The 22,814-nt window shown below is 53.1% G+C and carries 21 protein-coding genes; 5 read left to right on the top strand and 16 right to left on the bottom strand.

Translation table 11 applies throughout. The annotated features are described in order from the left end of the window. The 12 genes from V4U88_RS22610 to V4U88_RS22555 all read right to left on the bottom strand — a co-directional run. On the bottom strand, positions 1–1,025 hold a 1,025-nt coding region (locus V4U88_RS22610; protein WP_334074676.1), incomplete at its 3' end, for an IS1182 family transposase. Positions 1,026–1,667: 642 nt separating this feature from the next. Next, positions 1,668–2,345, bottom strand: a complete 678-nt coding sequence (gene deoC, locus V4U88_RS22605; protein WP_334075505.1) for a deoxyribose-phosphate aldolase — start codon at positions 2,343–2,345, stop codon at positions 1,668–1,670. Positions 2,346–2,362: 17 nt separating this feature from the next. After that, a complete protein-coding gene (def, locus tag V4U88_RS22600; protein WP_334075504.1) occupies positions 2,363–2,944 on the bottom strand; it encodes a peptide deformylase in 582 nt (193 codons plus the stop codon). 91 nt (positions 2,945–3,035) lie between these two features. Then, positions 3,036–3,395, bottom strand: a complete 360-nt coding sequence (locus V4U88_RS22595; protein ID WP_334075503.1) for a hypothetical protein — start codon at positions 3,393–3,395, stop codon at positions 3,036–3,038. A gap of 56 nt (positions 3,396–3,451) precedes the next feature. After that, complete coding sequence (locus V4U88_RS22590) at positions 3,452–4,204, bottom strand: sulfite exporter TauE/SafE family protein (protein WP_334075502.1); 753 nt, start codon at positions 4,202–4,204, stop codon at positions 3,452–3,454. 183 nt (positions 4,205–4,387) lie between these two features. Further along, positions 4,388–6,445, bottom strand: a complete 2,058-nt coding sequence (locus tag V4U88_RS22585; protein WP_334075501.1) for a beta-galactosidase — start codon at positions 6,443–6,445, stop codon at positions 4,388–4,390. Positions 6,446–7,230: 785 nt separating this feature from the next. Beyond that, positions 7,231–8,799, bottom strand: a complete 1,569-nt coding sequence (locus tag V4U88_RS22580) for an ABC transporter substrate-binding protein (RefSeq protein ID WP_334075500.1) — start codon at positions 8,797–8,799, stop codon at positions 7,231–7,233. A 67-nt stretch (positions 8,800–8,866) separates the two neighbouring features. Next, positions 8,867–9,727, bottom strand: a complete 861-nt coding sequence (locus tag V4U88_RS22575) for a carbohydrate ABC transporter permease (RefSeq protein ID WP_334075512.1) — start codon at positions 9,725–9,727, stop codon at positions 8,867–8,869. 101 nt (positions 9,728–9,828) lie between these two features. Beyond that, on the bottom strand, positions 9,829–10,749 hold the full coding sequence (locus V4U88_RS22570) for an ABC transporter permease (RefSeq protein ID WP_334075499.1): 921 nt from the start codon (positions 10,747–10,749) through the stop codon (positions 9,829–9,831). Between the two features lie 132 nt (positions 10,750–10,881). Further along, entirely contained in the window at positions 10,882–12,468 is a 1,587-nt protein-coding gene (locus V4U88_RS22565; RefSeq protein ID WP_334075498.1) for a response regulator, read from the bottom strand. Between the two features lie 99 nt (positions 12,469–12,567). After that, positions 12,568–14,289: a sensor histidine kinase gene (locus tag V4U88_RS22560; protein ID WP_334075497.1), complete on the bottom strand. Its 1,722-nt coding sequence runs from the start codon at positions 14,287–14,289 to the stop codon at positions 12,568–12,570. Positions 14,290–14,749: 460 nt separating this feature from the next. Beyond that, positions 14,750–15,007: a YqkE family protein gene (locus V4U88_RS22555; protein WP_334075496.1), complete on the bottom strand. Its 258-nt coding sequence runs from the start codon at positions 15,005–15,007 to the stop codon at positions 14,750–14,752. Between the two features lie 134 nt (positions 15,008–15,141). Here V4U88_RS22555 and V4U88_RS22550 point away from each other — a divergent pair, with 134 nt between their 5' ends. Further along, positions 15,142–15,711 carry a type II toxin-antitoxin system PemK/MazF family toxin gene (locus V4U88_RS22550; protein ID WP_334075495.1) on the top strand — a complete coding sequence of 190 codons (570 nt, stop codon included), beginning with the start codon at positions 15,142–15,144 and terminating at the stop codon, positions 15,709–15,711. 431 nt (positions 15,712–16,142) lie between these two features. Here V4U88_RS22550 and V4U88_RS22545 read toward each other — a convergent pair whose 3' ends face one another. Together V4U88_RS22545 and V4U88_RS22540 are read right to left on the bottom strand one after the other, a co-directional pair. Beyond that, positions 16,143–16,712, bottom strand: a complete 570-nt coding sequence (locus V4U88_RS22545) for a TetR/AcrR family transcriptional regulator (protein WP_334075494.1) — start codon at positions 16,710–16,712, stop codon at positions 16,143–16,145. After that, positions 16,690–17,445, bottom strand: coding sequence for an MBL fold metallo-hydrolase (locus V4U88_RS22540; protein ID WP_334075493.1), 756 nt, complete (start codon positions 17,443–17,445; stop codon positions 16,690–16,692). The genes V4U88_RS22545 and V4U88_RS22540 overlap by 23 nt, the downstream gene beginning before the upstream one ends. A gap of 162 nt (positions 17,446–17,607) precedes the next feature. Here V4U88_RS22540 and V4U88_RS22535 point away from each other — a divergent pair, with 162 nt between their 5' ends. Further along, on the top strand, positions 17,608–18,240 hold the full coding sequence (locus V4U88_RS22535) for a LysE family transporter (RefSeq protein ID WP_334075492.1): 633 nt from the start codon (positions 17,608–17,610) through the stop codon (positions 18,238–18,240). Positions 18,241–18,260: 20 nt separating this feature from the next. Here V4U88_RS22535 and V4U88_RS22530 read toward each other — a convergent pair whose 3' ends face one another. Beyond that, a complete protein-coding gene (locus tag V4U88_RS22530) occupies positions 18,261–19,646 on the bottom strand; it encodes an amino acid permease (RefSeq protein WP_334075491.1) in 1,386 nt (461 codons plus the stop codon). Between the two features lie 221 nt (positions 19,647–19,867). Here V4U88_RS22530 and V4U88_RS22525 point away from each other — a divergent pair, with 221 nt between their 5' ends. The 3 genes from V4U88_RS22525 (at position 19,868) to V4U88_RS22515 (ending at position 21,210) form a co-directional block, all read left to right on the top strand. Continuing rightward, entirely contained in the window at positions 19,868–20,107 is a 240-nt protein-coding gene (locus V4U88_RS22525) for a diguanylate cyclase domain-containing protein (protein WP_334075511.1), read from the top strand. A 26-nt stretch (positions 20,108–20,133) separates the two neighbouring features. Further along, positions 20,134–20,280 (top strand): GGDEF domain-containing protein, encoded by a 147-nt coding sequence (locus tag V4U88_RS22520; protein WP_334075490.1) that lies wholly within the window; start codon positions 20,134–20,136, stop codon positions 20,278–20,280. A 627-nt stretch (positions 20,281–20,907) separates the two neighbouring features. Further along, complete coding sequence (locus tag V4U88_RS22515; protein WP_334075489.1) at positions 20,908–21,210, top strand: hypothetical protein; 303 nt, start codon at positions 20,908–20,910, stop codon at positions 21,208–21,210. Positions 21,211–21,290: 80 nt separating this feature from the next. Here the strand turns inward: V4U88_RS22515 and V4U88_RS22510 are convergent, their stop codons facing one another. Then, a complete protein-coding gene (locus tag V4U88_RS22510) occupies positions 21,291–22,715 on the bottom strand; it encodes a SulP family inorganic anion transporter (protein WP_334075510.1) in 1,425 nt (474 codons plus the stop codon). Between the last annotated feature and the right edge of the window lie 99 nt (positions 22,716–22,814).

Below are 22,814 nucleotides of genomic sequence, written 5' to 3'. Positions count from 1 at the left end.
TGCTCCAGGTAGTCATAATTCTCTTCACCACCATAGCCCGCATCGGCGATGACGGTGCCCGGGAGCTTTCCTAACTGCGATTTTAACTTTTCAAGATGCGGGATGAGGCAGCGCGTATCGGTCGGGCGCTGGTGTAAACTGTAACCGACAATAAATTGATTTTCGGTGCCGATCTGCACATTGTATCCCGGCTTGAGTTGACCATTTCGCATGTGGTCTTCTTTCATTCGCATAAATGTAGCGTCAGGGTCCGTTTTGCTGTAGCTGTTTCTAGTACCTAAAATTGCTTGTTGTGTTTCGTACTTTTGAAGACGCGGAAGCAAGTCCTTACGGAGGGTGCGCACCGCCTTCTTGAGCGGCTTGTCTTTCGGTTTCTCCCGCAGGCGCTCTTCCAATTGCTTGACTGCTTGCTCCAGCTTCTCACTGGTCATAGTAGAGGACTCACCCAGCTCGAGAAGATCCCGACCTTCGTGAATTCCTTCTTCTTGCTTCTCCGCTTCCTCAATGGCTTCAAATAGGGTCTGGACTTTCTCCTGAAGCTTGGCTTTATGCTTCACCATAGCCTTCCCCCAAACAAAGGTATATCGGTTGGCATTCGCTTCAATCTTAGTGCCGTCTACAAAATAATGCTCCAACTGTATGTAGTTCTCCTCTGCCAGAAACTGAAGAACGGCAGTAAACACAGTCTCCAGTGTGCTTTTCATTCGTTCTGATCGAAATCGGTTGATGGTACGGAAGTCTGGGCGCTGACGACCCGCGATCCACATAAACATGATGTTTTCGCGGACAGCTTTGGCGATCTGGCGAGAGGAATAGATGCGCTGTGTGTAGGCGTAAATGATAACTTTGGTGAGCATTTTAGGATGGTAGCTGTCTCGTCCGCCTCCAGGGTAAGACGGGTCGAAGATAGCGTCGTCGAGACGATTTACGGCGGCGTTAACCACGCGAACGAGATGATTTTCGGGGATATCCTCTTCTAAATCCATTGGTAAACAGAGTTGATCCATGGTATATTGAATGTACAAAAGAAACCTCTCCTTTTGGGTAATGGTTGGTGGTACTTCCATTTTACCAAAGAGTGGTTTCTTTTTGTTTGACAAACTAAAAGAGGTTGCCCCTCAGTCATCTATGATGACTTTTGGGACAGCCTCTTGCTCTAAGGCATATAAGCCTTTATTACCGGCTCGCGTCTAAAGGCGCTAGCTTTCACTACGTTTAAGTATGCCGTTGCGCGATTATTACTAGTACCCCGTCAGACAACCTTGATAACATAAAATTCCTGCATATCTGCATGCTTTTTTCCTGTTTGGACTCAAAATTTCTAAATACCTGTAAATCCTCTAAGGAATTTCCGACGAAAACGGCTCGTTTCTCTAAAATCGCTGGAAATGCCTGCAGATTTGCATCTTTTTGGAGTTCGAAGCTTAGAAGCACACTAGGCGCCTCTTTGTATGTGACATATCACTTCGATTAGCCATTAAGCCACCTTTTCCTTTCGTTATACATAGTAGCTTGAACATTCCTATGATAACGACCCCATCAGGTGGTTTTTGCTATAAGCAGCACTACACAAGTGTTTTTTTGTTTCGCACGCTTCGCGAGCTCAACTGGCTAAAGCCCCAAATAAACAGGCTGCCCGTTAAGGACAGCCTGTTTACACCGTATCTTTAATAATCCGTGCGGCTGCTAAGCCCCTGCGCGATCGCCACGCCCGCGCTCGTTCCGAGCCGGGTCGCTCCCGCCGCGAGCATCGCCTCCGCATCGGCCAAGCTGCGTACGCCGCCCGAGGCCTTGACGCCGACGCCCGGTCCGACCGTCTTCGCCATCAGCTCCACCGCCTCGACGGTGGCTCCTCCGGTGGAGAAGCCCGTCGATGTTTTCACGAAATCCACGCCGGCCGATACGGCCAGCTTGCACGCGCGGACGATCTCTTCCTGCGTCAGCAGGCAGGTTTCCAGAATCACCTTTACCAGCGCCTTGCCGGCAGCGCTCTCCACCACGGCCACCATATCGCGGACCACAGTTTCTTCATCCCCGTCTTTCAAGGCACCGATATTGATGACCATGTCCACTTCCGTAGCACCATCCCGAATCGCCTGGGTCGTTTCAAAGGCTTTCACCTCGGAAGCCGACGCGCCCAGGGGAAACCCGATGACCGTGCACACTTTGACCTCCGGTGTATCCTTCAACGCTTCCGCGGCCGTCTTTACCCAGTACGGATTGACGCATACCGAAGCAAACCGATGCTCCTTCGCTTCGGCGGCCAGCTTGAGGATGGCTTCTTTGCCCGCATCGGCTTTGAGCAGCGTATGGTCAATCCGGCTTAATACTGATTGTGTCGTCATAAGAAATACCTCCGCTATTAATATAGGCTGTTAATTTGAACGCCCTCGGGGAGCTTAAACGGGTGGTCCTTATTGATCCGGTCATAGAACATGATCCCGTTCAGATGATCAATTTCATGCTGCATGACGATGGCGTCGAAGCCTTTGAAGCGTAGCTTCAATTCCTTGCCTTCCCCATCATAAGCTTTGATCTGCACCTTCTCGTAACGGGGCACGAAGCCCTGAACCACCCGGTCCACCGACAGGCAGCCTTCGCTTTCCGGCAGATAAGTCATCGCCGTGGAATGGCTGACGATTTTCGGATTATACAGGGCGACCTCGCGGTCGTTCCCCTGGTCGTCCGTTAGCAGTGCGGCAAACATCCGCTTGTTTAGGCCGATCTGATTGGCCGATAGCCCGACCCCGGCCCGAAGCTTGTATTTCTTGCTGATTTCCGGATCCTGGCTGTTCTTTAGAAAAAGCAGCATCGCCGCCATTTCCTCCCGGTCCTCTTCCGTTGGCGGGACGCTTACCGGCTCCGTCACCACGCGCAAAATCGGATCGCCTTCCCGAACGATATCATCCATAGTAATCATATAATCGCTTTTAAATTTACTCATGAGTGAACCCTTCATCCACCTTCATATACAAAATTTTCATGTCAATTCAGACCAGCCCCCAGCTTAGCACGGGGCGGAGGCCATGTCAAAATCAACGTTTGATCTTCATCCCCCAAACCGAATCCTTTTGAAAAGCGGCCGCTTCCCGAAGTTTCTCCAGGCGAATATCCCCCGGATAATGCCGCTCCAGATACAAGGCAAAGGCTTCCCGGAGTCTGATTTCCTCGTCAAGCTTATTATACTCGTTCGGGTGCTTCTCCAGTTCCTCAAGATTCGCTTCCCACAAGGCGAGATCCTCATCCGAGGACCGCTTCTCCCGCGTCCGTTCGCTTAAAGTCCGAAGCTGCCCGTACGCCGCCTTCACTTTGCCGGACAGCTTCTGCTTCTGATTCAGCCAACCCAAAATGACAATAATCAGAAAAAGCCCAACCCATAATAAGATCGCTTTCAAATCTTCACCCCGGTTGTTCGATTCATGCCTAAAGTATCACAGCGGGAAAAACCATGTCAACCAACGCTTGGACCGATACCCGTTATTATGGTCCACAGCCCCGAAATGATGATAAGCACCAGCACCGTTTTTCTGAAAAAACGCTCATTCATTCGGCTGCCCGCCCAAATACCGGTCACAACCCCGGTAATCATCGCGGGGATCGTCCAGGCCAAGGTGGAGGTGACCGTCTTATCCAGCAATCCGTTGTATGAATAACTTATAATGGTGACGATATTCAGCACCAACGCATAAAACGTCAGGTTGGCCCGGAAGGTCTGCTTGTCCGTTCCCTGGTTGGATAGGAACAAGGCCACCGGCGGGCCGCTCATCGAGATGCTTCCGTTAAGCAAACCGCTGGCCAGGCCGGCCGTCACGAAACCCAGCTTCTCGCTGCGGACCGGAAACGAGCGCCCCAGGAGCATGATCGCAGCGAACAGCAGGATCAGCCCTCCGACAAGGACTTTTAGCCAAGTCTCTGATATGTATACGAGCAAGTACGTTCCGAACGGTGCGGCCGCTATGCCCGACAGGATCAGGAGCAGCACTTTACGTACGGCCAGGTGTTTATAGCAAGCCGAGAGAATCGAAATATTCGTGAGCAGGCTCAAAACCACGATGACAGGGACCGTCTGCCGCACCGGCAAAATTTGAAATAGCAGCGGCAGGGACACCAAAGCAAATCCGAAGCTCGTTACCCCCTGAACAAAGCCCGCCAACAGGATGACAAGCATCCCAAGCAAGGTCCACAAGTTTATATCCGGAAGCATGACGATTTCCTCCATTCCACAAATTGGAGAATTATTTAACGGAAATTCGCATTTCAGGTGGATTACTACCGGGTACAATTCCCGTTAATTTGAATCCGGGCAATAGCAGTAACTTGAATCATTATAATAAAGAAAGCCGGCGTTTCGCCGGCTCTCTCCAATTATATTTATTACAGGCTGCGGCTAGTGTTTCAAGATAATCGAGCCGTAGAGCGGAAGATCGACCATGCCCGCCTTAACCTCCCCGGTCTCCAGGTCGGTATATGCCCGGTCGTCCAAGCGGACCTGCGCCGGTTTGCCGGAGAAGTTCAACAGAAACACGTAGTCGCTTACTCCGTCCGAACGGAGTTGGGCGGTCACGCCCTCCGGCAGATCGGCATTCAAAGCCCGGCGGACCCGGGCTTCGCGAATGAGCCGGCCGTACAGCGAATCGTAAAACCCGTCTTCCCGGACGCGGGCCGCCAAATAATAGGCTTGGCCCGCTCCCCGTTGATTTACCGTAAGCACCGGCATTCCGGCGTAGAAATCGTCCCGGTACGTTGCCAACACCTCAGCTTCCTCCGCATGAATCACTTCGCAGAGCTCGTGAATCTCAAAGCTTCCTTCGAACTCCAGCCGATTTGCGGGATTCATCACCAGTGCGTTGCGATCATGGTCGTGAAGGCCGTCGATCTCCTCCGCCCAAATGCCGAGCGTCTGCCGGAGCGGCCCCGGAAATCCGTTAAGATAGCAGAGATCGTGCTCATCGACAACGCCCGACCAGTACGTGACAAGCAAGGTGCCTCCGTTCTCCACGAACTTGTCCAGGCGCTTCCCGGTTTCTTCGCGCAGCAGGTAAGCCATCGGAAGCACGATCAGCTTGTACGGCGAGAAATCATCGCCGGATCCGATGACATCGGTCGGAACTCCCTGCTTCCACAAAGCCCGGTAGTGCTGGACCACCGTCTGTTCGTAATGCAAGCCGCCGTTGCGGGGGCCCTGGGCATCATGGATCGCCCAGCGGTTGTCCCAGTCAAACAGGACGGCCGCTTCCGCCGGCACGTTTGTGCCCAGCACCTCGGTGATTTGCGACAAGGTACGGCCAAGCGCCGCGACATCCTGGAACACACGGGTATGCTCGTGCCCGACATGATCTACGACAGCGCCGTGGAATTTCTCGCTGGACCCGCGGCTCTTCCGCCACTGGAAGTACTGCACGGTATCGGAGCCGTGCGCGACCGCCTGCAGGGAAGATAACCGGTGCATCCCCGGGCGTTTCAGCTTGCTGACCGGCTGCCAGTTGGTTTGGCTCGGCGTGCTTTCCATCAGCATGAACGGTTTCTTCTTGATCGTGCGGAAAATATCGTGATTAAAAGCGAACCAGGATGCAATGCCGACCTCCGATTCCGCTTCATGCCAGGTCGGGTAGGCATCCCAGGAGACGACGTCCACCGCTTTGGCGAACTCGCGGTAATCCAGGCCATAGAACAAGTCCATCATGTTCACCGTGCAGGGCAGATCCGGATTAACCGCCTTGAGCGGCTTGATCTCATGTCTGTAGAAGTCGATCGTCTGATCGGAAACGAAACGCCGCCAGTCCAGGTTGTGGCCATGGACCATCATCTCCCCGTGAGGGGCGGGCGACTCGACCTGGGACCAGGACGTGTACGTATGGCTCCAGAACGTCGTCCACCAGGCCCGGTTCAACGCATCGAGCGAACCGTATTTGCGCTTCAGCCAGGAACGGAACGCTTCCTGGCAATAATCGCAGTGGCACTCGCCCCCGTATTCATTGGAGACATGCCAACCGACGACGGCAGGATGAGAGGAGTACCGCTCCGCCAGCTTGCCGTTCATAATCATTGCCTTTTCGCGGTAAACCGGAGAGGTGAAGCAATGGTTATGCCGCATCCCGTGCAGATTGCGGCGGCGGTTGGATTCCACGCGCAGCACTTCCGGATACTTCTCGGACATCCACGCGGGACGCGCCCCGCTCGGCGTAGCGAGCCATGCATAAATGCCGTTTTCGACCAGCCGGTCCAACACTTGATCCAGCCATCCGAAATGGAAGGTCCCCTCCTCCGGCTCCAGGGCAGCCCAGGAAAATATGCCGACGGACATGACGTTGCAGCCCGCCAGCTTCATCAGCCGGATATCCTCCTCCAGCACCGCCGGGTCATGCAGCCATTGCTCCGGGTTATAATCGGCCCCGTGCATAAAGACTGGAAGCTTGCCGCTAATGGGCGGGAATTTGTGTGTCATTGGATGATCCTCCATTCATTCAAATATATTAGGAATAAGTCTTATCCGCAGCTTTACCGGCGGCTTCCCTCAGCCCAAGTTAGGCATAGCGCAAGCAAAGCGTCTCAGGAGTGAACCGAAAAGGCCTGCCCGCCGTGGAGTCCATTAGGCTGATAAATCTAAAGAAGAATTCCGAAGAGGGCGTCAAATTCCTGCAAATGTGCAGGTTTCTCCAAGCGTTTAGATCCGTAACACCGAAATGCCTGCAAAAATGCAGATTTTTCACCCCAACAATCCCCGTTCCTCGGGAATCATAAGAATTTCCTGCAGATTTGCAGGAATTCATGAAACCGGAGGCCACCGGCGCTCCGAAGTTCCCACGGCCGTCCGGGGCCGAAGTCCACTAACGGAAGCCATAGCTGCTATTTCGCATTTTTAAGGCGAATCGGAAATCTTACGGACGTATTAGTGGCTATTTTGGCAAAACGGGGCCATTCGGGCGGCATGTAAGCACAATAGGTGCTATCGCTTCCGTTAGAACACTCATACCTCGGATTTACGCAAAATAGCGTCTATTATGTACCGTAAGTGAAGTAAAAAAACCGCGATTTCACACCGCCCAGCCGAATACGCCGCATCAGGCCCTTATTCACCTGCCCGCTTCAAAGGAAGCGGGTCGCCGGAAGCGCCCCCGCTGCCCTGCGAGGACGGCGTCGGCCCCCTTGTATCCCCCGGCCTAACCGGGGACGACAAACCGCTGGAGCCGCAGGCTCCAGCCGTCCGTGCTCCGCCCCTGCCCCGGCCGCTTACTTATGAGCCGCCAGGAAGGCGTCGATCTGGCTTTGCAGCTCCTGCTGAATCTTGTCGATGCCGGCGGATTTCAACTGCTTGATCAGTTCCGCATGGCCTTTATCCAGGTCGTTGATGAGCCCGTATTCCAACGGAATCGCATAGCGAAGCATAACATTGCCCACGTTGGCCACTTCATTCTTCACCTTCGAATCGTCGAACACGAACGTTTCGAGCGGGAAGTGATAGACTTTCTCCTGCCATGCCTTGAGCAAGTCGTCCGCTTCCACCGGATATGAGGAATCCGTCCGGTTCAACGGCGAGTTCCAGCCCCAGTTGGAGAATCCGGTGTAGTTGGCCGCGCTCGGCCCCGCTTTGAACTTGTCGTCGCCCACCGGCTCGTAATGCTTGCCGACGATACCGTACATGGTAAGGTCATGAATTTCCTTATCGTTCTGCAGCAGATCCAGCAGCATCAAAGAACGCTCCACGTTTTTGGATGTGGCATGGATCGCCATCCCGTTTTGCGTTGAGATGGCCCCGATCTTTTTCTTGTCCGGTGTCAAATCCACAATAGCGCCCTCAAATTCCGGCTTCTCGCGGCGCATTTCGGCGAGATTGGCGCCCAAGGTTCCCAGCGTATGGGCGTAAGATCCGGTTTTGCCGGCTTTGATATCCTGCCATACATCGTTTTTGTTGCTTACGATATTTTTCGACCAGGCTTTGTTGTCGGCGAGATCTTTATAGTAAGTGACCAGCTGTTTAAATTCCGGCGTATCGTAGACATTGAAAACCTGGCCCTTCTCATCCGTAAGCTTATAGGCGAGCGGGATGCTGTAATCCACCAGATTCCACTCATTTTTCTGCTCCAGCAAAATCTGATCAAGCTCATGCCATTTCCAGCCGTCAGCCGGCTTCGCGCCGAACGCGTTGAATCCCTTCTCGTTGGCCCCGACCGTTTTCACGTAAGCCGCATAAGTTTCCGGGCTGTCGACCGGCTCCAGATTGTATTTTTTGCGCAGGTCTTCACGGATAAATACAACCTTATCGGTCACTTCCCGGTTGTTGTTGGGCACCATGTACAGTTTGCCGTCCACCTTGGCCTGATCCCAGGACACTTGCGGCATGGCTTCCCATGTTTTCGGCATGTAGGTTTTGAGCATGTCCTCCGTCAATTCCAGGAATCCGCCTTTGCGCGCCTGATCATTGTAAAAAGCCCAATTGGCCGTATATACAAGGTCAAAATCTTCATTGGCGGCGAACTTCAGCGGGTACTTCTGCGTCCAGTCCGCCCAGTCCAGGAATTCGGTTTCAACGGTGGCGTTGATCTTCTCTTTCAGGAGCTTGTTCAACTCGCCGAACACTTCATCGTAATCGGCCGGCTTGCCGCCGACGAGAAGCATTTTCAGCTTCACTTCCTTGGACAAGTCCGCTCCATCCGAGGCCGCCGCCGAGTTCGTGCCCGCCGTACCGGACTTCCCGCCCGAAGCGGCATCTCCCCCCTTCCCCCCGCATGCGCTCAGGAAGGTGGATACCGCCAAAACCATCGCCAGCAGTAACAGGAATCTCTTGTTTTTTAGTTTCATGACTAAAGTTCCCCCTAATGATATGAAGTTGGAATCTATCGACAACCAGGTTGCCCTGAGGTCATCCTCATCCTTTAACCGCACCGATGGTCAGGCCTTGGACGAAATAGCGCTGGATGAACGGATACGCCAGTAGAATCGGCCCCGTCGCCACGATGGTCATCGCCATCTTCAAGCTTTCCGTCGGCAGGTTCGTGGTCACCACCGCGCCCGACGCAATCATCGCCTTGCGCATCCCGTCCATGTTGCCGAGCAGGCGGTACAAGTAGTACTGCAGCGGCATCAAATCCTCGTTGGAGATGAAAAGAAGCGCATTATACCAGTCGTTCCAGTAAGCCAGTGCGATAAACAGGCCGATCGTGGCCAGTGCAGGCTTGGACAGCGGGAGAATGAACCGGACGTAAATCTGGAAATCTCCCGCCCCGTCGATTTTGGCGGATTCGATAATCGCCTCGGGAATATTGCTCATGAACGATTTCATCACGATGATGTAAAACACGTTCATCAGCATCGGCAGGATCAGCACGATCAGCGTATCCTTCAGCTCCAGGTAATTGACGATCAGCAGATACCAGGGGACAAGCCCCCCGCTGAACAAGGTGGTGAAGAAGAAGAAGAACGAGAACGAGTTGCGCCATTTGAAATCTTTTCGGGACAGTACATACGCCGTCATTGATGTCAAAAAAAGTCCGAAAAACGTGCCCAGCGCCGTTACCGAGAAGGTCACGGCATACGCTTTCAGCATATCCGCCGGAAACTCGAACAGAATGCGGTAAGCTTCCGTCGAGAACGAGGTCGGTATCAGTTGAAACCCGTTCTCGATAATGCTGCTCTCCTCGGTCAACGAGGACGAGATGACGAGCAAAAAAGGAAATATGCAAAACAACGCCAGAATGGTCAATGCGGTGTAGCCGATCACGGCCAGCATCAGCCGGTCTTTGGATTTCTTTTTGCGGGCGGTCGGAGTGATTTCCGTCCCCACGCCGCCTACTGTCGATGCGGTTGCGTTCATGTCCTCTACCTCCATGGTCAAAATAGGGCGTGATCTTTGTCGTATTTGCGCACGGCGTAATTGGCCAGCATAATGGTCGCAAAACCGAGAATGGACTGGTAGAACCCCGCGGCAGCCGACATGCCGATTTCATTCGATGTAATCAAAGACCGGAACACGAAGGTATCGATGACATCGGTGGAGGAGAACAGAAGACCGTTGTTTCCGACCATGTTGTAGAACATCCCGAAATCGCCGCGGAAAATGTTGCCGATCGCCAGCAGCACGAGAATAATCACCGTTGGCATCAGGTTCGGAATCGTAATTTTCCTAATTCGCTGAAAAATGTTGGCCCCGTCGATCTCTGCGGCTTCGTACATTTCCGTATCGATGCTTGTAATCGCTGCCAAATACATGATTGTGCCATAGCCCAGCGTCTTCCATGCCGACACCAGCACCAGAATGACCGGCCAATAAGCCGCGTTGTTGTAAATATCTACCGACTCCATGCCCAGTTTGTTCAACAGCACATTGATCGTGCCCACATCAAAGTTAAACAAGTTGTAGGAGATAGCGCCCACGACGACCCAGGAAATAAAGTAAGGCAGAAACATCACCGTTTGCGTGATTTTCCGGAACCATTTACCCGCCACTTCGAACAGCAGGATCGCCGCAAAAATTTGCAGCAAATTGTTGACGACGATAAATGCGATATTGTAGAGTGCCGTATTCCGGGTCACCCGCCAGGCGTCCCCCGAATCGAAGAAAAAGCGGAAATTGTCCAGTCCGTTCCAAGGACTTCCGAAAATTCCGCCGGCATAATTGTACTGCTTGAAGGCCAGCACGATTCCCGCCATCGGAATATAGGCGAACAGCAGGAAAAACAGAACGGCTGGAACCAGCATGATAAGCAGGACTCTATATTTTTTTACATCTCCCCAAAAGCCGTGTCCTTTCATCAGGCTTTTCGACTCCCCTCTTGTTGTGTCTGCCTAAATTATAGGGCGGAGAGTTCAGGGCCGATAATTCAGCGGCTCAACTAAAACTAATACTTTTTCCACGATCGCAAAATCGGGCTGATGGACCCTGCGTTATATGTTGTTCCTCTTCCGGTATTCGCCGGGCGTCATGTTCATCAACTGCTTGAACTGCCGGTTGAAATAAATAATGTTCTTGTATCCCATGCGCTCGGCGATCTCGTAAATCCGCAGGGTAGGGTCGTTAAGGAGCTCACAGATCCGTCTCATTTTCCGCTCGTTCAAAAAATCGCTAAAATGGGTTCCCGTCTCCTCCTTGAACAGGAAGCCAAGGTAATTCGGCGTAAAATCAAAATGAACCGCTACCCCTTTTAAAGTGATTTTCTGCTCAATGTTCCCCTCGACATACTGCATGATCTCCTCGATCAGCTTGCGCTTTTGCCGTTGCTTCTTAACGTAGAGCAGCTCGGACAGCTCGTAAAATCTTCGCCGCAGCCAGGATTTGATATCCTGAACGGTTTCGAACTGAAACAAAATAACCGGTTGATGGGCATCCCATTTCAAAAGCTCATACAGGTTCTCCCCCAGCTGCCTCAAATCCGAATGCAGCTTCGTCGTAATGCGCAGAATCAAGTCGTAAACTTCGTTTTTGCGCGCAAACGAGGCGTGGCGTTGGTGGAAAATCTCCTCCAGACAATCATCCACGGCCACCAGGTCGTATTCCAGAATGGCGCGCAGCATATTGTCCAAAATTCCTTCCACATTGGGCAGAGGCTGCTCCCCGTCCGGAACCCATTCCACGACATCCCAGGCGATCACGCGGTTTTTGCCCAGCAGCCATTTGATGCTGAGCGCGGCCTCGGCCTGGCGGTAGGATTCCCGCAGCCGCACTTCATCCTTCGCGGACTTGCCGACTCCGACCGTTACGGTTAAAGGGAAGTTGGCATTGACCGCGGCGAGCAAACCGGTCAACTGTTCGATGAAATCTCCTTCGGGGATGGAGGACAAAATCAGGCACCTCGTCTGCTCGCTGCGGAAAAATGTCCCCAGCATGTTCTCCTCCACATAACCGCGAATGAAAGAGGTTAACCCGTAAATCCGGTCATGCCTCTCCTTGTCGTCCAACCGGCTGATCTTCCATTCCACATCGTCAATCTCCGCCAAGGCGACCGCCGTTCCAAACCGCAGCAGGGGACGGAGATTGTCCAGAATGTGAGCCTCCACCGAGCCGGAGGCCAAGTCATTGAGCCAGCGCAGCAGCAGCTCCTCCCCGACGGCAGACCAAACGGCCGAAGCGGAGCGGTTCTCCTCTCTCTCCCGCTCCACCGCCTTGCATAGCGTATGCAGCATATCGTACAGCTCGCGGTCTTCCACAGGCTTCAGCAAATAACCGGAAGCCCCCAATTGGATCGCCTTCCGAGCGTAGTCGAAATCCTCATGGCCGCTGATAAATACGATTTTGGCCAACTCGTTCATTTCCTTGGCACGACGGGCGAACTCCACGCCCGACATGATCGGCATGCGAATATCGGACAGGATGATGTCCACCCGCTCCTGTTCGAGGAATTTCAACGCGTTGAACCCGCTGTTTGCCGTACCGATCACACGCAGGGAAAACGGCAGCCCGCTGCCCGCGATCCGCCGGCACAGCCATTCCAAATCCACCGCTTCGTCATCCACCAGCAACACATTGATATCCATAAATCGTCGTCCCTCCGGTTGAAATAGCCTATTGCTCTTGAGCATAGCCTACGGCTGACAAACTGAACATAAACTTTTTCAATGAAAACCCATACTTTTTCACCGATCGTCTTCACAGCGCTCCCCGCCTTTCACGTCCGGGAGAAGAATTCTCACTGTCGTTCCGGCCCCGAATATACTTGCGATCGTAATGCCGTAGTCCTCGCCGTATCTGAGCTTGATCCGCTCATCCACGTTTTTGATGCCGTATCCCTCGGTCTGGGAGGGGGCCGCCAGCAGTTGCTTAACCGTCCCCGGCCTCATCCCGATTCCGTTGTCAATGACTTTGAGTTCAATGCCCTCGGCCATTCGGCGGCCGGTAATTCTGATCGCGAGATGGTCCCCGAACCAGGCATGCTTAAACACATTTTCCACAAACGGCTGAAGAATGAGCTTGATGACCGGCACAAGCAGGATATCTTCCTCCATGTCCACGTAAACCTCAAATCGGTCCGCATATTTTACCCGTTGAATATCGAGATAGGTCTCGACTTGGCTCACTTCGTTTTTCAGCGGCGTCAGCACCTTGCCCTGATTCAACGTCAGCCTGTAAAACCGGGACAAGCCCTGCACCATATCCGTCACTTTCCGGGTCTCGCCCAGATTGGCCAGACTGCTGATCGTCGACAGTGTATTGTATAAAAAATGCGGGTTGATCTGGGCCTGGAGCGCCTCCAGCTCCGCCTGCTTCCGCTGCAAGCCCTGGACATAAACGCGATCGATCAACTCCTCGATATTTCCGGCCATCGCGTTAAACGCGTCGGCAATATGGACAAATTCGTCATTTCCCGAGAACGCGATCCTTTTCCGGAAATTCCCCTCCTGAAACGAACGGACCTGACGGACGATCCGCGCCATCCGTCTTCCCGAAATTCTCGCCACAACCGCCCCGATCACGGACATCCCCGCAAAACTTAACACACACACCGCGATAATCGATTTTTGCAGCTTGCTGGTGTCTTTGGTCAAATAGGCTCTGGGCACAAGGGTTTCGATTTTAAAAGAGGTCCCCGGGATCGGCTCGTGCAGGCTCAAGTAAGATTCGCTCCCGGCTTCGGGCCCGGCTTCTCCGCGTTGATACAAAATTCCGCCTCCCTGGGCGGTATCCACGAGCCGCAGCGTGATCCCTTCTTCCACCGGGAACGTGGCGAAATTGCCGAACAGATCGTCCAAGGAGGCCGTAATGCGGATATAACCGATCACGGTCTTATAATCGCTGAAAGACACCAGCCGGCGGATGTGGGAAATATTCCCGAGGCGTTGATCCGTATCGATCTGCAGCCAGATATTATCCTGTTCGGAATCCCGGTAAGCCAAATACCACAGGCTCTTCTCCACCTCTTCGAGAGGCAAAATGTAATAGTCGCTGCCCTTGATCGGTTTTTCCAAATCGTCCCCCGGCACCAGGTTGAGATCCGGGTTCATCGTGTACAGCATCAGCCGGATGTCGTTGCCGAATAATTGCAGCGGAGCCGTGATTTGCGGAACGATTTCGTCGAGCATGACCAGGTAAATCTCGTAGGGTTCCCCTTTGGCTTGAAGGGCCCGCTGAAAAGAGAGGCTGCCGAACAGCGTGTCAGACATCCGCTGGATTTCGTCCATCTGATACCGGATGTTGTCCCTGGCCTGCTCCATGCCCGTCCGGATATTCGTTTCCGCCATCTCGGTCCGGGACTGGACCAGCATGGTAAAGGCGATATAACCGATAATCACGTCCGTGATTAACACAAGCAGTAAATACGGCACGAGCATTTTATAAGTAAAAGGGATGAATTTCTTCATTAATTGCGACCTCGCTATACTCTGTAAGTCCGAACTTAAAGTTATATTGGTTGAACTAAAGAATTGGCGTTGGGCAAGGATGTGATAGGATTTCGGATATACGCTGCCAACATTCACAATTGTAGATATAAAGTACCACCGTCCGAGTCTACAACATTACCGGGAAAATCTCCCGTTAATGTACCGCTCTTGGCTTTTCGATCAGATTTAGCCGGAAAAGTGCCATCTATTTCGCGGCCCAAGGGCCGATATACGTACCGAATTAACGGGAAGAATTCCCTTTAATTCGAACCAAACATTTAGTTGCAGGTCAAGAGTGTGAAAAGAAGCCTTTACACCGCTGTCTATATGCAATCAATAGTTCAACTTATATAACGCTTACATTTCCTTGTGTTGGGGCATTACAAAAAAACCGGGAGGAGCCTGGGCTTCAACCACGGCTTCTCCCGGTACTCAAGCTTTATTTAAACTTTTGCCAATCCATCTTGCTCGTGTTCAGCAAATGCTCGAAATCGTTCTCCAAACGTTTCTGCTCCGCCTTGCGCGCCGCTTCGGCCTGCGCACGGGATTCTTCTTTGCGGCGATCCTCATCCTGTTTCAATTCCGCCGCCTGCTCCTTGAGCTTGGCAATCGTCTCCGCCCCGAGCAAATCCTTCAGCGTGGCCGGTTTATCCGCCGCGGACGAAGGCATACTGGTGTTGTTCTTCTTTTTGGCCATATGTGCTTCACCTCGATTTCAAGCCTAAAGTATCACAGAGTGAAAAAAATTGTCAACTCACTGTTTAATCCCTATGTAAAAACGTGTAATTCTAAGGTATATATGTTTACTACCGCCAGCTTGGAGGAAAAACCATGAACAGAGAACGGGAACAGGAATTCAGAGAACACACCCCACAACCCAAAGTGCGCCATCCGCGGATTGAGCAGGCTAAGAGGCTAAAAACGAAGCAGCTCTCCGATTGGTTCCCCGTAAAAATCGAAATGGCCCACTACTGGATCGAGCACGAGAAGACGCAGATGAAACGGAACATGACTCGGGGAGCGGTCCATTTTTGCCATTTCGGGGAAAATATCGGATGTGAACAAAACGAGGAACGGCCGGTGGTCATCGTATCCAACAATACGGTCAATTCCACGTCGGGAAATGTCCTGGTCGTGCCGCTAACCAAAAACCTGAAGGTTCGCACGGTCCCCAAAACGGGAGAAGCCGTGCTGACGAAGGACGGAAAGCCGATTCCCCGCTTCCAGAGCCATTATTTTCTGTTTAAAAGCAAATATGATTTCCTCGCATTCGATTCCGCGGCCAAAACGGAGGAAACGACCTCCGTCAGCAAGGTGAGGCTGAAAGAACATCTGGGGAACTTGGATGAAGAAGATATCAACCGTTTGGAAAATCGGCTCAAATGGTCCTTTGGAATTTAAGGTCGTTGATTTTACTATAGGGGGTTGACATTACTTTAACGGCAGGTTACTATAGTATCAAATGATTTGAACCGTTAAATATTACGTCATCCACCCTGTCGTGGATAAATTCACACGTGCCCGCGTGTTATTGAGTCTGAAGGAGCCTAGTGCTCCTTTTTTATTTTCTTTCAATTGGTATCCATTGCTAATGCTGCGTCTAGAAAACAACTAAAAATCCCTGTATTTTTGCATCTTTTTGCTCGAACGTCTTGTGCGGCGCCAAAATACATGCAGAATTGCAGAAATTCTGTATAGCAAAGTGAACAGCAGCAAGTTTATGCCGCCCACCCGGTCGTGGGCAACTTCACCCCGCTGGGAGGCTCCCGGCGGGGTTTATTTGTGTCGCCTTGTATTCCCTCTTGGTTACCAATTACCCGCTGTACAAAATCTTAACCAGTTCTTTGCGAAAGGCCCTGCAAAAAAAGCGCCAAACTGAATTGCAGACTTTCCCGGACATCCAAAGGCAATCCGAAGCCCTGCTGGCGCTCGAGGCTCGCGAAGCCGTGGATCAGGCTCCGGAGCCCGCGCACTGTATGCAGCGCCTCCTCTTGACTCAAGGAGTAACCCTCCAGGAGAGCGACGATAAAATCGACGATCCTTCCGCTGGCTTCAGCGATTTCCGGATTGGACGGATCCTTCGCCCATTGGGTCACCTCGTACAAACCCGGATGTTCCCGGACAAAACGGATGTAGGCATCGGCAAAAGAACGGATCGCCCCTTCGCCCGTCAAGCCCTCGGCAGACCGGGCAATCGTATCGTACAGCTTGCCGAGCGCATAAACGGCAACCCTCCCCCGCAGCTCTTCCAGCCCGCTGACATGGTTGTAAAGCGATGGCGGACGGATTCCCAGCCGCTGGGCGACGGAAGAGATGGTCACCGCCTCCGCCCCCTCGCTGTCCGCGATCCCAACGGCAGCCTGGAGAACGGCGCCCGGATCAATCCCCGCTCTTGGCGACATAGCGCGATCCCTCCTTTCCGGCCGTCCCCAGCTTGCGCTCCGCTTGCTCTATCGCGCGCCGCATCGCTTCGGCCGGACGGGCGATCACGCGTCCATGCCCGACCGCAAGCAGCGCCGGGTCCAAGGCCGCCAGCTTCCGCGCGCTCGCCAGCGCCATTTCGGCGCTCCACGTGGCCAGCGCCGGAAACGGAAACAGGGGCCGCAGCATGCCGCTGACCGCGATACCGCCGCGCGTTTGAAAGGCATCCCCCGCGATCAAGGCGCCGCTGCGGGTATCCAGCAGGGAAATCGAGCCGGGCGTGTGCCCCGGCGATGAAACGACCTGCAAGGATCCGACCCGGTCCCCATCCGCCAACAGCACGTCCGCGCGGGTCTTGACCTTCTTCGGAACGCCGCCCCGGATCGGGGTTTGCGCTTCTCCCGGGTCAAGCGTAGTATCGCCTTCCAGCAGCCGGGCATCCCTGGCCGAAATATACACCGGAATTTCGGGATGTTTCGCTTTCAGGGCATCCAGCGCTCCGATATGATCGTCATGAGCATGGGTCAGGACGATCCGCGTCAAGGGCTTCCCCGCAGTCTCCGCGGCGGCGCGGAGGATTCCTTCGGCGCTGTAAGGGAGCGCCGCGTCAATCAGCGTGCATCCTTCTTCTTCTTCGATCAGATAACAGTTCACCGGAAACAACCGGGGCATAAACGACACTTGAATCAGAGGGCCATAGCGCGTTACTTTCATAATAAATCAACATCCTTTCACGAAAACTAATACCTTTAGCTTTATATTAAACTAAACCCATTAGTTTATCAAGCCCGCTTTTTTTAGTCGTACAAGCGGGCGGTCGGGAATAAGATGTACAAGTTACGATTTCCCCAGATCCAGATAAGGAGGTATGGAAGCTTGAACAGTATTCTAGGATTTATCTTTCTCGGCTTATCCCTGTCCGCTCCGATCGGTCCGGTAAACGCGGCCCAACTGGACAAAGGTATCCGCGGCGGCTTTTTGCCCGCCTGGCTGGTTGGGCTCGGGGCCATCGCCGCGGATATAATCTACATGCTGCTTGTCTATTTCGGAGTGATTCACTTTTTGAACACGCCCTTTATGCAGTCGTTCCTCTGGTTATTCGGCTTCTTCATCCTCATGTATACGGGAATCGACAGCATTAAGCAGGCCTCAACCCTTAGCGTAAATGAAACGCGGGGGCGTGAACCGCTGATGAAGTCGTTCGCTTCCGGGTTTATGATGTCGATTTCCAACCCGTTGTCCATCCTGTTTTGGCTCGGCATTTACGGATCCGTACTGGCACAGACGGCTGCAACCTCCGAAACGCGCGATCTGATCATCAACAGCTGCGCCATTATCTCCGGGGTACTGCTCTGGGATGTGACGATGGCCGGGTTCGCGAGCGTCTTCCGGAAAATATTGACCGACCGCATGCTCCGGGCGATTTCCATACTTTCCGGGCTGTCCTTGATCGGATTCGGGCTTTATTTCGGCTATGAAGCCCTGCTTTTGCTGCTGGAGCGGCTTTAGGCTTTCGATAGGGACGGGATCTATTCGAGCCTGGGGTGCCTGATCAAAATCGCCTTGCGCCGATGGCGGCGGACCGGAGACTTTTTATGCTTCCAGACCTTGAACTGCATCAATAGCGTCACCATCCCGATCACAAAAATAAACCCAAGGCTCCCCCAAAATCCCGGACGGCTCGTTCCGTGGGCCAGCGTTCCGGAAACCGCGAGCAGAATCAGCGCCAACCCTCCGAAGCGTTTGACTTGGTCAAAGGCCGTCAACTTTAGCAGCTTGCCCGAGCTGATCAGGATAAACATCCAATTATATAACAGCAGCAGGCCGGCTGCGGTTGTGATATATTCGTAGATCCGCCCGGGCATCGCCAGCGACAGGGCGATGGATGCGGCGAGTCCTACCGCTGTCAGTCCAATGGCATACATCGGCCGTTTTTTCAGCGCTTTTTTGGCGAACAGCGGCGGGGCATCCCGGTCCTCGGCCAGCGTGACCAGCATCGTCGTCACCGCATAGAGCGAGGCAACCATCGTGGAGAAGCCGGCCACGATCAGCACGCCGTTGAACAAATGGGGGATGAACGGCATCTCTACCCCGCCGAGCGCCGTGATGAACGGGCTTTTCTTAGGCACGATGCTTTTCCAGGAGACCAGCGTGACCACCAGGGACAAAGACAGGATATAGACCGTCATGAGCAAGAGCAGCATGATTTTTCCCGCCTTGGGGGCATCCGCCGGATCTTTCAACCGGAACGCCATCATCCCCATAACCTCGATTCCGCCGAAGGCATAAAAGGCAAAAATAAACCCGGACCAGAGCCCGATCGCCCCCGTGGGAAAAAATTCACCGATCGTCCGCGGAAAAGCCGGGTTTCCGCCCCCTGGAATCCAGCCGAACAGGGCTGCTCCGGCAATGCCCAGAAACAAGAGTATCGCGGCTATTTTAATGACGGAAAGCACGTTCTCGATCGAATCGAATCCTTTAGTCCCCAGAAAAATAACCAGCAGCCCGAGCAGCGCGTATCCCGTTGCAAACAGCCACATCGGCACCCCCGGAAACCAGAATTTGGAGAAAAGCGATAACGCGGTCAACTGGCTGCCCATGATCAGCAGTTCGGATGACCAATAGACCCAGCCGCTGCTAAACCCGGCCCAGCGTCCGAACGCTTTTTTCGCATAGGAGCGGAATGATCCTTTTTCCGGATGCTTGGCCGTCATCTTTGCCAATGACTCAAACACGGTGTATGTACCCAGGGCGGCCAGCACGAAGGCGATCAATATCGAGGGGCCCGCCATGCTGATCCCCAGCCCCGACCCCAGAAAATACCCCGTTCCGATGGTCGAAGCAACGCCCAACAGGGATAGCTGCCACCACTTCAAATTTCCACCTTTATGCTTCTCTTTCCGGCTCTCGGCCAATGTAAACGCCTCCTGTTCGTTAGTCTGATCTGCGGAAAAACAAACAACCCGGCCTTTTAAATCATTCCTTAGGTTCTATCTCCAACGGATTATTATGCGAGGAAAAAAAGGGCTTTTTCTCCACGGCTGCAACCATATGCGAATCAATAGTTCAACCTACATAGAATGTTCGGCGCAGCCGATATACGGTCTTACCCGGTCTTGATCCGGCCACCGCAAAACTGGCCGTTATGTACATTGATCTGGACGGTTTCAAGGCGGTGAATGACTCCCTGGGCCACCAGGTTGGCGACCTCCTGCTCCAGAAGGTCGCCCAGCGGCTGGAATCCGTCACTGTACCCGGCGGACTGGCGGCGCGTCTGGGAGGCAATGAATTTTTGCTGCTCATGCCAACCTCCGCAGACGATAAAGCGGCTCGCAAGGAGGTCGAGAGTTTGGCCCGGGGCTCATTGATCTTATGAACCAGCCGTTTATCATCGACTAGCAAATGGTCTCGATCGGCTGCAGCATCGGCGCCGCTTTTTATCCCGAGCACGGAATCCAACCCGCCGAGGTGATCCAGGCTGCGGACCGATGTCTGTATCGGTCCAAATCGGAAGGGAAAAACCGCGTTACCATCGCGGATCCAAATTAAATAAACGCCAGAAAAGCTGACCACGCGGACACGGCGCGGTCAGCTTTTTTTATTTTGCTCCTCTTTCTATTTTACAATCCGGCCTGCTCGGAAACGGTCTCCCGAAAAAAGTCATTGTGGTATAATAATTCGTCAGAGCAAGTTTTGGTGATCCTGATATCCGCATCTATTTAGGTTGAACTAAATAATAGGCGTTGGGCAAGGATGTGACATGGTTTTTCGGAGATACGTTGCGTCGCCAACATCCACAATTGTAGATATAAAGAGCCCTCGCATCGTCGGAGTCTACACACTAACGGGAAAACCTCCCGTTAATTTACCGCTCTTGGCTCTTGGATCGGATTTAGCCGGAAATTCTCCATCTATTTCGCAGCCTAAATTCCGACAGACACAATTTCAGGTGAATTACCGGGAGGTTTTCCAGCTAATTCGCCTCTGCAGCCGTATACGTACCAAATTAACAGGATGAATTCCCTTTAATTTAGACCAAACCAAGGGTTGCAGGTCAAGAGAGCGAAAAGAACCCTCTACACTGCTGTCTAATATGCAAATCAATAGTTCAACCTATATAGATATAGAAGCCGGGGAGGCCTACACCACCAATTTAGACTGGAAGGAGACAAGCTAATGGCTTTCGGAGTGACCAGAGATGAACTGAATGCTTGGAAGAAGGCCGTTTCCCGGGGGGAAATCGCCTATTTGACGCATTATTGGCTCGATCCCCGCTTTCCCGGCTCCAAAACCGTGACCAAAGTCGGCTGCAGTGATCCCGCACGATTGCGCGCCTGGTGCCTGAAACATGACTTGAACCCTGAATATATCCATCATCGGTCCCCCTTCCCCCATTTCGACCTGCTCGGTCCGAAACAACGTGAAATTTTGATTGAGGAAGAGCAATGGGGTCAACTGGAGCGATTTCATATGTTATAGAGCTTGAACAGCTTACGTGTAAAAAAAGGGCTGCCCGAAGATCCAACAGATCTTTTGGGTCAGCCCCTATATATTTCCCGTTATGACAGACCGATGCGGTCCACAAGCCGTATACTTTCCTCATTCATTCCGGTTATGGATACCTCTTTGTTCAATTGCCGGTATTTAAACATCACTTTGGAGATGGCGTTCGCCGCCGATTGATCCCAAACATGGGATTTTGAAAAGTCGATGACAATCCGGTCCGGATCGCCCGCCGGGTCAAACTCTTGAAGAAAATGCGTGACGGTGCCGAAGAACATCTGCCCGGCGACCCTGTAGGTCTTTACGCCATTCTGCATTTCCGTGACCGTGCGGATTCGGGCGATTTTCCGGGCAAACACCAGCGCGCTGATCAGAACCCCGATGCCTACCCCGATGGACAAGTTATCCGTAGCCACCACGGTTACCACCGTGACGATCATGACGATGGCGTCGGATTTGGGGATTTTATGAAGCGACCGCAAGGAAGCCCATTCAAACGTCCCGATCGACACCATGAACATAACGCCGACCAGCGCGGCCATCGGGATTTGTTTGACCACCCCGCCCAGGACGAGGATCAGAAACAACAGCCCCACACCCGAAACCAGTGTGGACAGCCGGGTCCGCCCTCCCGATTTCATGTTGACCATCGACTGCCCGATCATGGCACAGCCGGCCATCCCGCCGAAAAATCCGGTAACGATATTGGCCAGCCCCTGGCCTTTCATCTCCCGATTCTTATCGCTGGCCGTATCGGTGATGTCATCGATCAACGTCGCCGTCATTAACGACTCAAGCAAACCCACTACGGCAAGAGATAAGGAAACAGGGAATATCGTCTTGATCATCTCCCAGGAGATGACGACATCAGGCAAGTGGAAAACCGGCAGGGCGCTCGTGATCTCCCCCATATCGCCGACCGTTTTAACGTCCAATTTCAGCGAGATGCTGAGCACGGAAACGACGATAATCGCTACCAGGGCGGACGGAACCGCTTTGGTGATCCGCGGGAACAGATAGATGATCGCCAGCGTCAAAGCCACGAGTGCATACATCAGCCATCCCTGACCGGAAAAATGAGTGAGCTGCGCCATAAAAATCAGAATGGCGAGCGCATTGACAAAGCCGGTCATGACGGAATGCGGCAGGAAGCTTATCCATTTCCCCAGCTTCAATTGGCCCATGATGATTTGCAACACCCCGGCCAGAATGGTAGCGGCGAACAAATATTGTATCCCGTGATCCCGCACCAGACCTCCCATCAGCAGCGCCATCGCCCCTGTGGCGGCGGAAATCATCCCCGGACGGCCGCCGGCAAAGGAAATGACCACCGCGATGCAAAATGAGGCGTACAGCCCGACCATCGGACTGACGCCCGCCAGAATGGAAAACGCGATCGCTTCCGGGATGAGCGCAAAGGCCACCGTCAATCCCGAAAGGACATCATTTTTCGCGTTCGAGAACCAACCGCCATATTTCATTGTTTTTTCCAATTCGAATAAATCCCCCTTATGTTCAAAAAGTAGGTCCGGTGCAACGCCAACGCTTTCGATTATATGAAAAAAGGCCGCTCCCCCTCA

It is taken from the genome of Paenibacillus sp. A14, from assembly GCF_036864815.1.
In the GTDB taxonomy this organism is placed as follows: domain Bacteria; phylum Bacillota; class Bacilli; order Paenibacillales; family Paenibacillaceae; genus Fontibacillus; species Fontibacillus sanfengchensis.
The sequence above is the reverse complement of the archived record's forward strand: the minus strand, read 5'-3'. Positions and strand labels throughout refer to the sequence as shown.

What these genes read in the sequence shown, in the direction of transcription:
- V4U88_RS22560 (WP_334075497.1), bottom strand. Translation starts at nt 14,289, where the DNA reads ATGAAGAAATTCATCCCTTTTACTTATAAAATGCTCGTGCCGTATTTA.
- V4U88_RS22540 (WP_334075493.1), bottom strand. Translation starts at nt 17,445, where the DNA reads ATGAAAGTAACGCGCTATGGCCCTCTGATTCAAGTGTCGTTTATGCCC.
- def (WP_334075504.1), bottom strand. Translation starts at nt 2,944, where the DNA reads ATGAGTAAATTTAAAAGCGATTATATGATTACTATGGATGATATCGTT.
- V4U88_RS22585 (WP_334075501.1), bottom strand. Translation starts at nt 6,445, where the DNA reads ATGACACACAAATTCCCGCCCATTAGCGGCAAGCTTCCAGTCTTTATG.
- deoC (WP_334075505.1), bottom strand. Translation starts at nt 2,345, where the DNA reads ATGACGACACAATCAGTATTAAGCCGGATTGACCATACGCTGCTCAAA.
- V4U88_RS22570 (WP_334075499.1), bottom strand. Translation starts at nt 10,749, where the DNA reads ATGAAAGGACACGGCTTTTGGGGAGATGTAAAAAAATATAGAGTCCTG.
- V4U88_RS22580 (WP_334075500.1), bottom strand. Translation starts at nt 8,799, where the DNA reads ATGAAACTAAAAAACAAGAGATTCCTGTTACTGCTGGCGATGGTTTTG.
- V4U88_RS22590 (WP_334075502.1), bottom strand. Translation starts at nt 4,204, where the DNA reads ATGCTTCCGGATATAAACTTGTGGACCTTGCTTGGGATGCTTGTCATC.
- V4U88_RS22545 (WP_334075494.1), bottom strand. Translation starts at nt 16,712, where the DNA reads ATGTCGCCAAGAGCGGGGATTGATCCGGGCGCCGTTCTCCAGGCTGCC.
- V4U88_RS22575 (WP_334075512.1), bottom strand. Translation starts at nt 9,727, where the DNA reads ATGCTGGCCGTGATCGGCTACACCGCATTGACCATTCTGGCGTTGTTT.
- V4U88_RS22565 (WP_334075498.1), bottom strand. Translation starts at nt 12,468, where the DNA reads ATGGATATCAATGTGTTGCTGGTGGATGACGAAGCGGTGGATTTGGAA.
- V4U88_RS22550 (WP_334075495.1), top strand. Translation starts at nt 15,142, where the DNA reads ATGAACAGAGAACGGGAACAGGAATTCAGAGAACACACCCCACAACCC.
- V4U88_RS22520 (WP_334075490.1), top strand. Translation starts at nt 20,134, where the DNA reads ATGGTCTCGATCGGCTGCAGCATCGGCGCCGCTTTTTATCCCGAGCAC.
- V4U88_RS22555 (WP_334075496.1), bottom strand. Translation starts at nt 15,007, where the DNA reads ATGGCCAAAAAGAAGAACAACACCAGTATGCCTTCGTCCGCGGCGGAT.
- V4U88_RS22510 (WP_334075510.1), bottom strand. Translation starts at nt 22,715, where the DNA reads ATGAAATATGGCGGTTGGTTCTCGAACGCGAAAAATGATGTCCTTTCG.
- V4U88_RS22515 (WP_334075489.1), top strand. Translation starts at nt 20,908, where the DNA reads ATGGCTTTCGGAGTGACCAGAGATGAACTGAATGCTTGGAAGAAGGCC.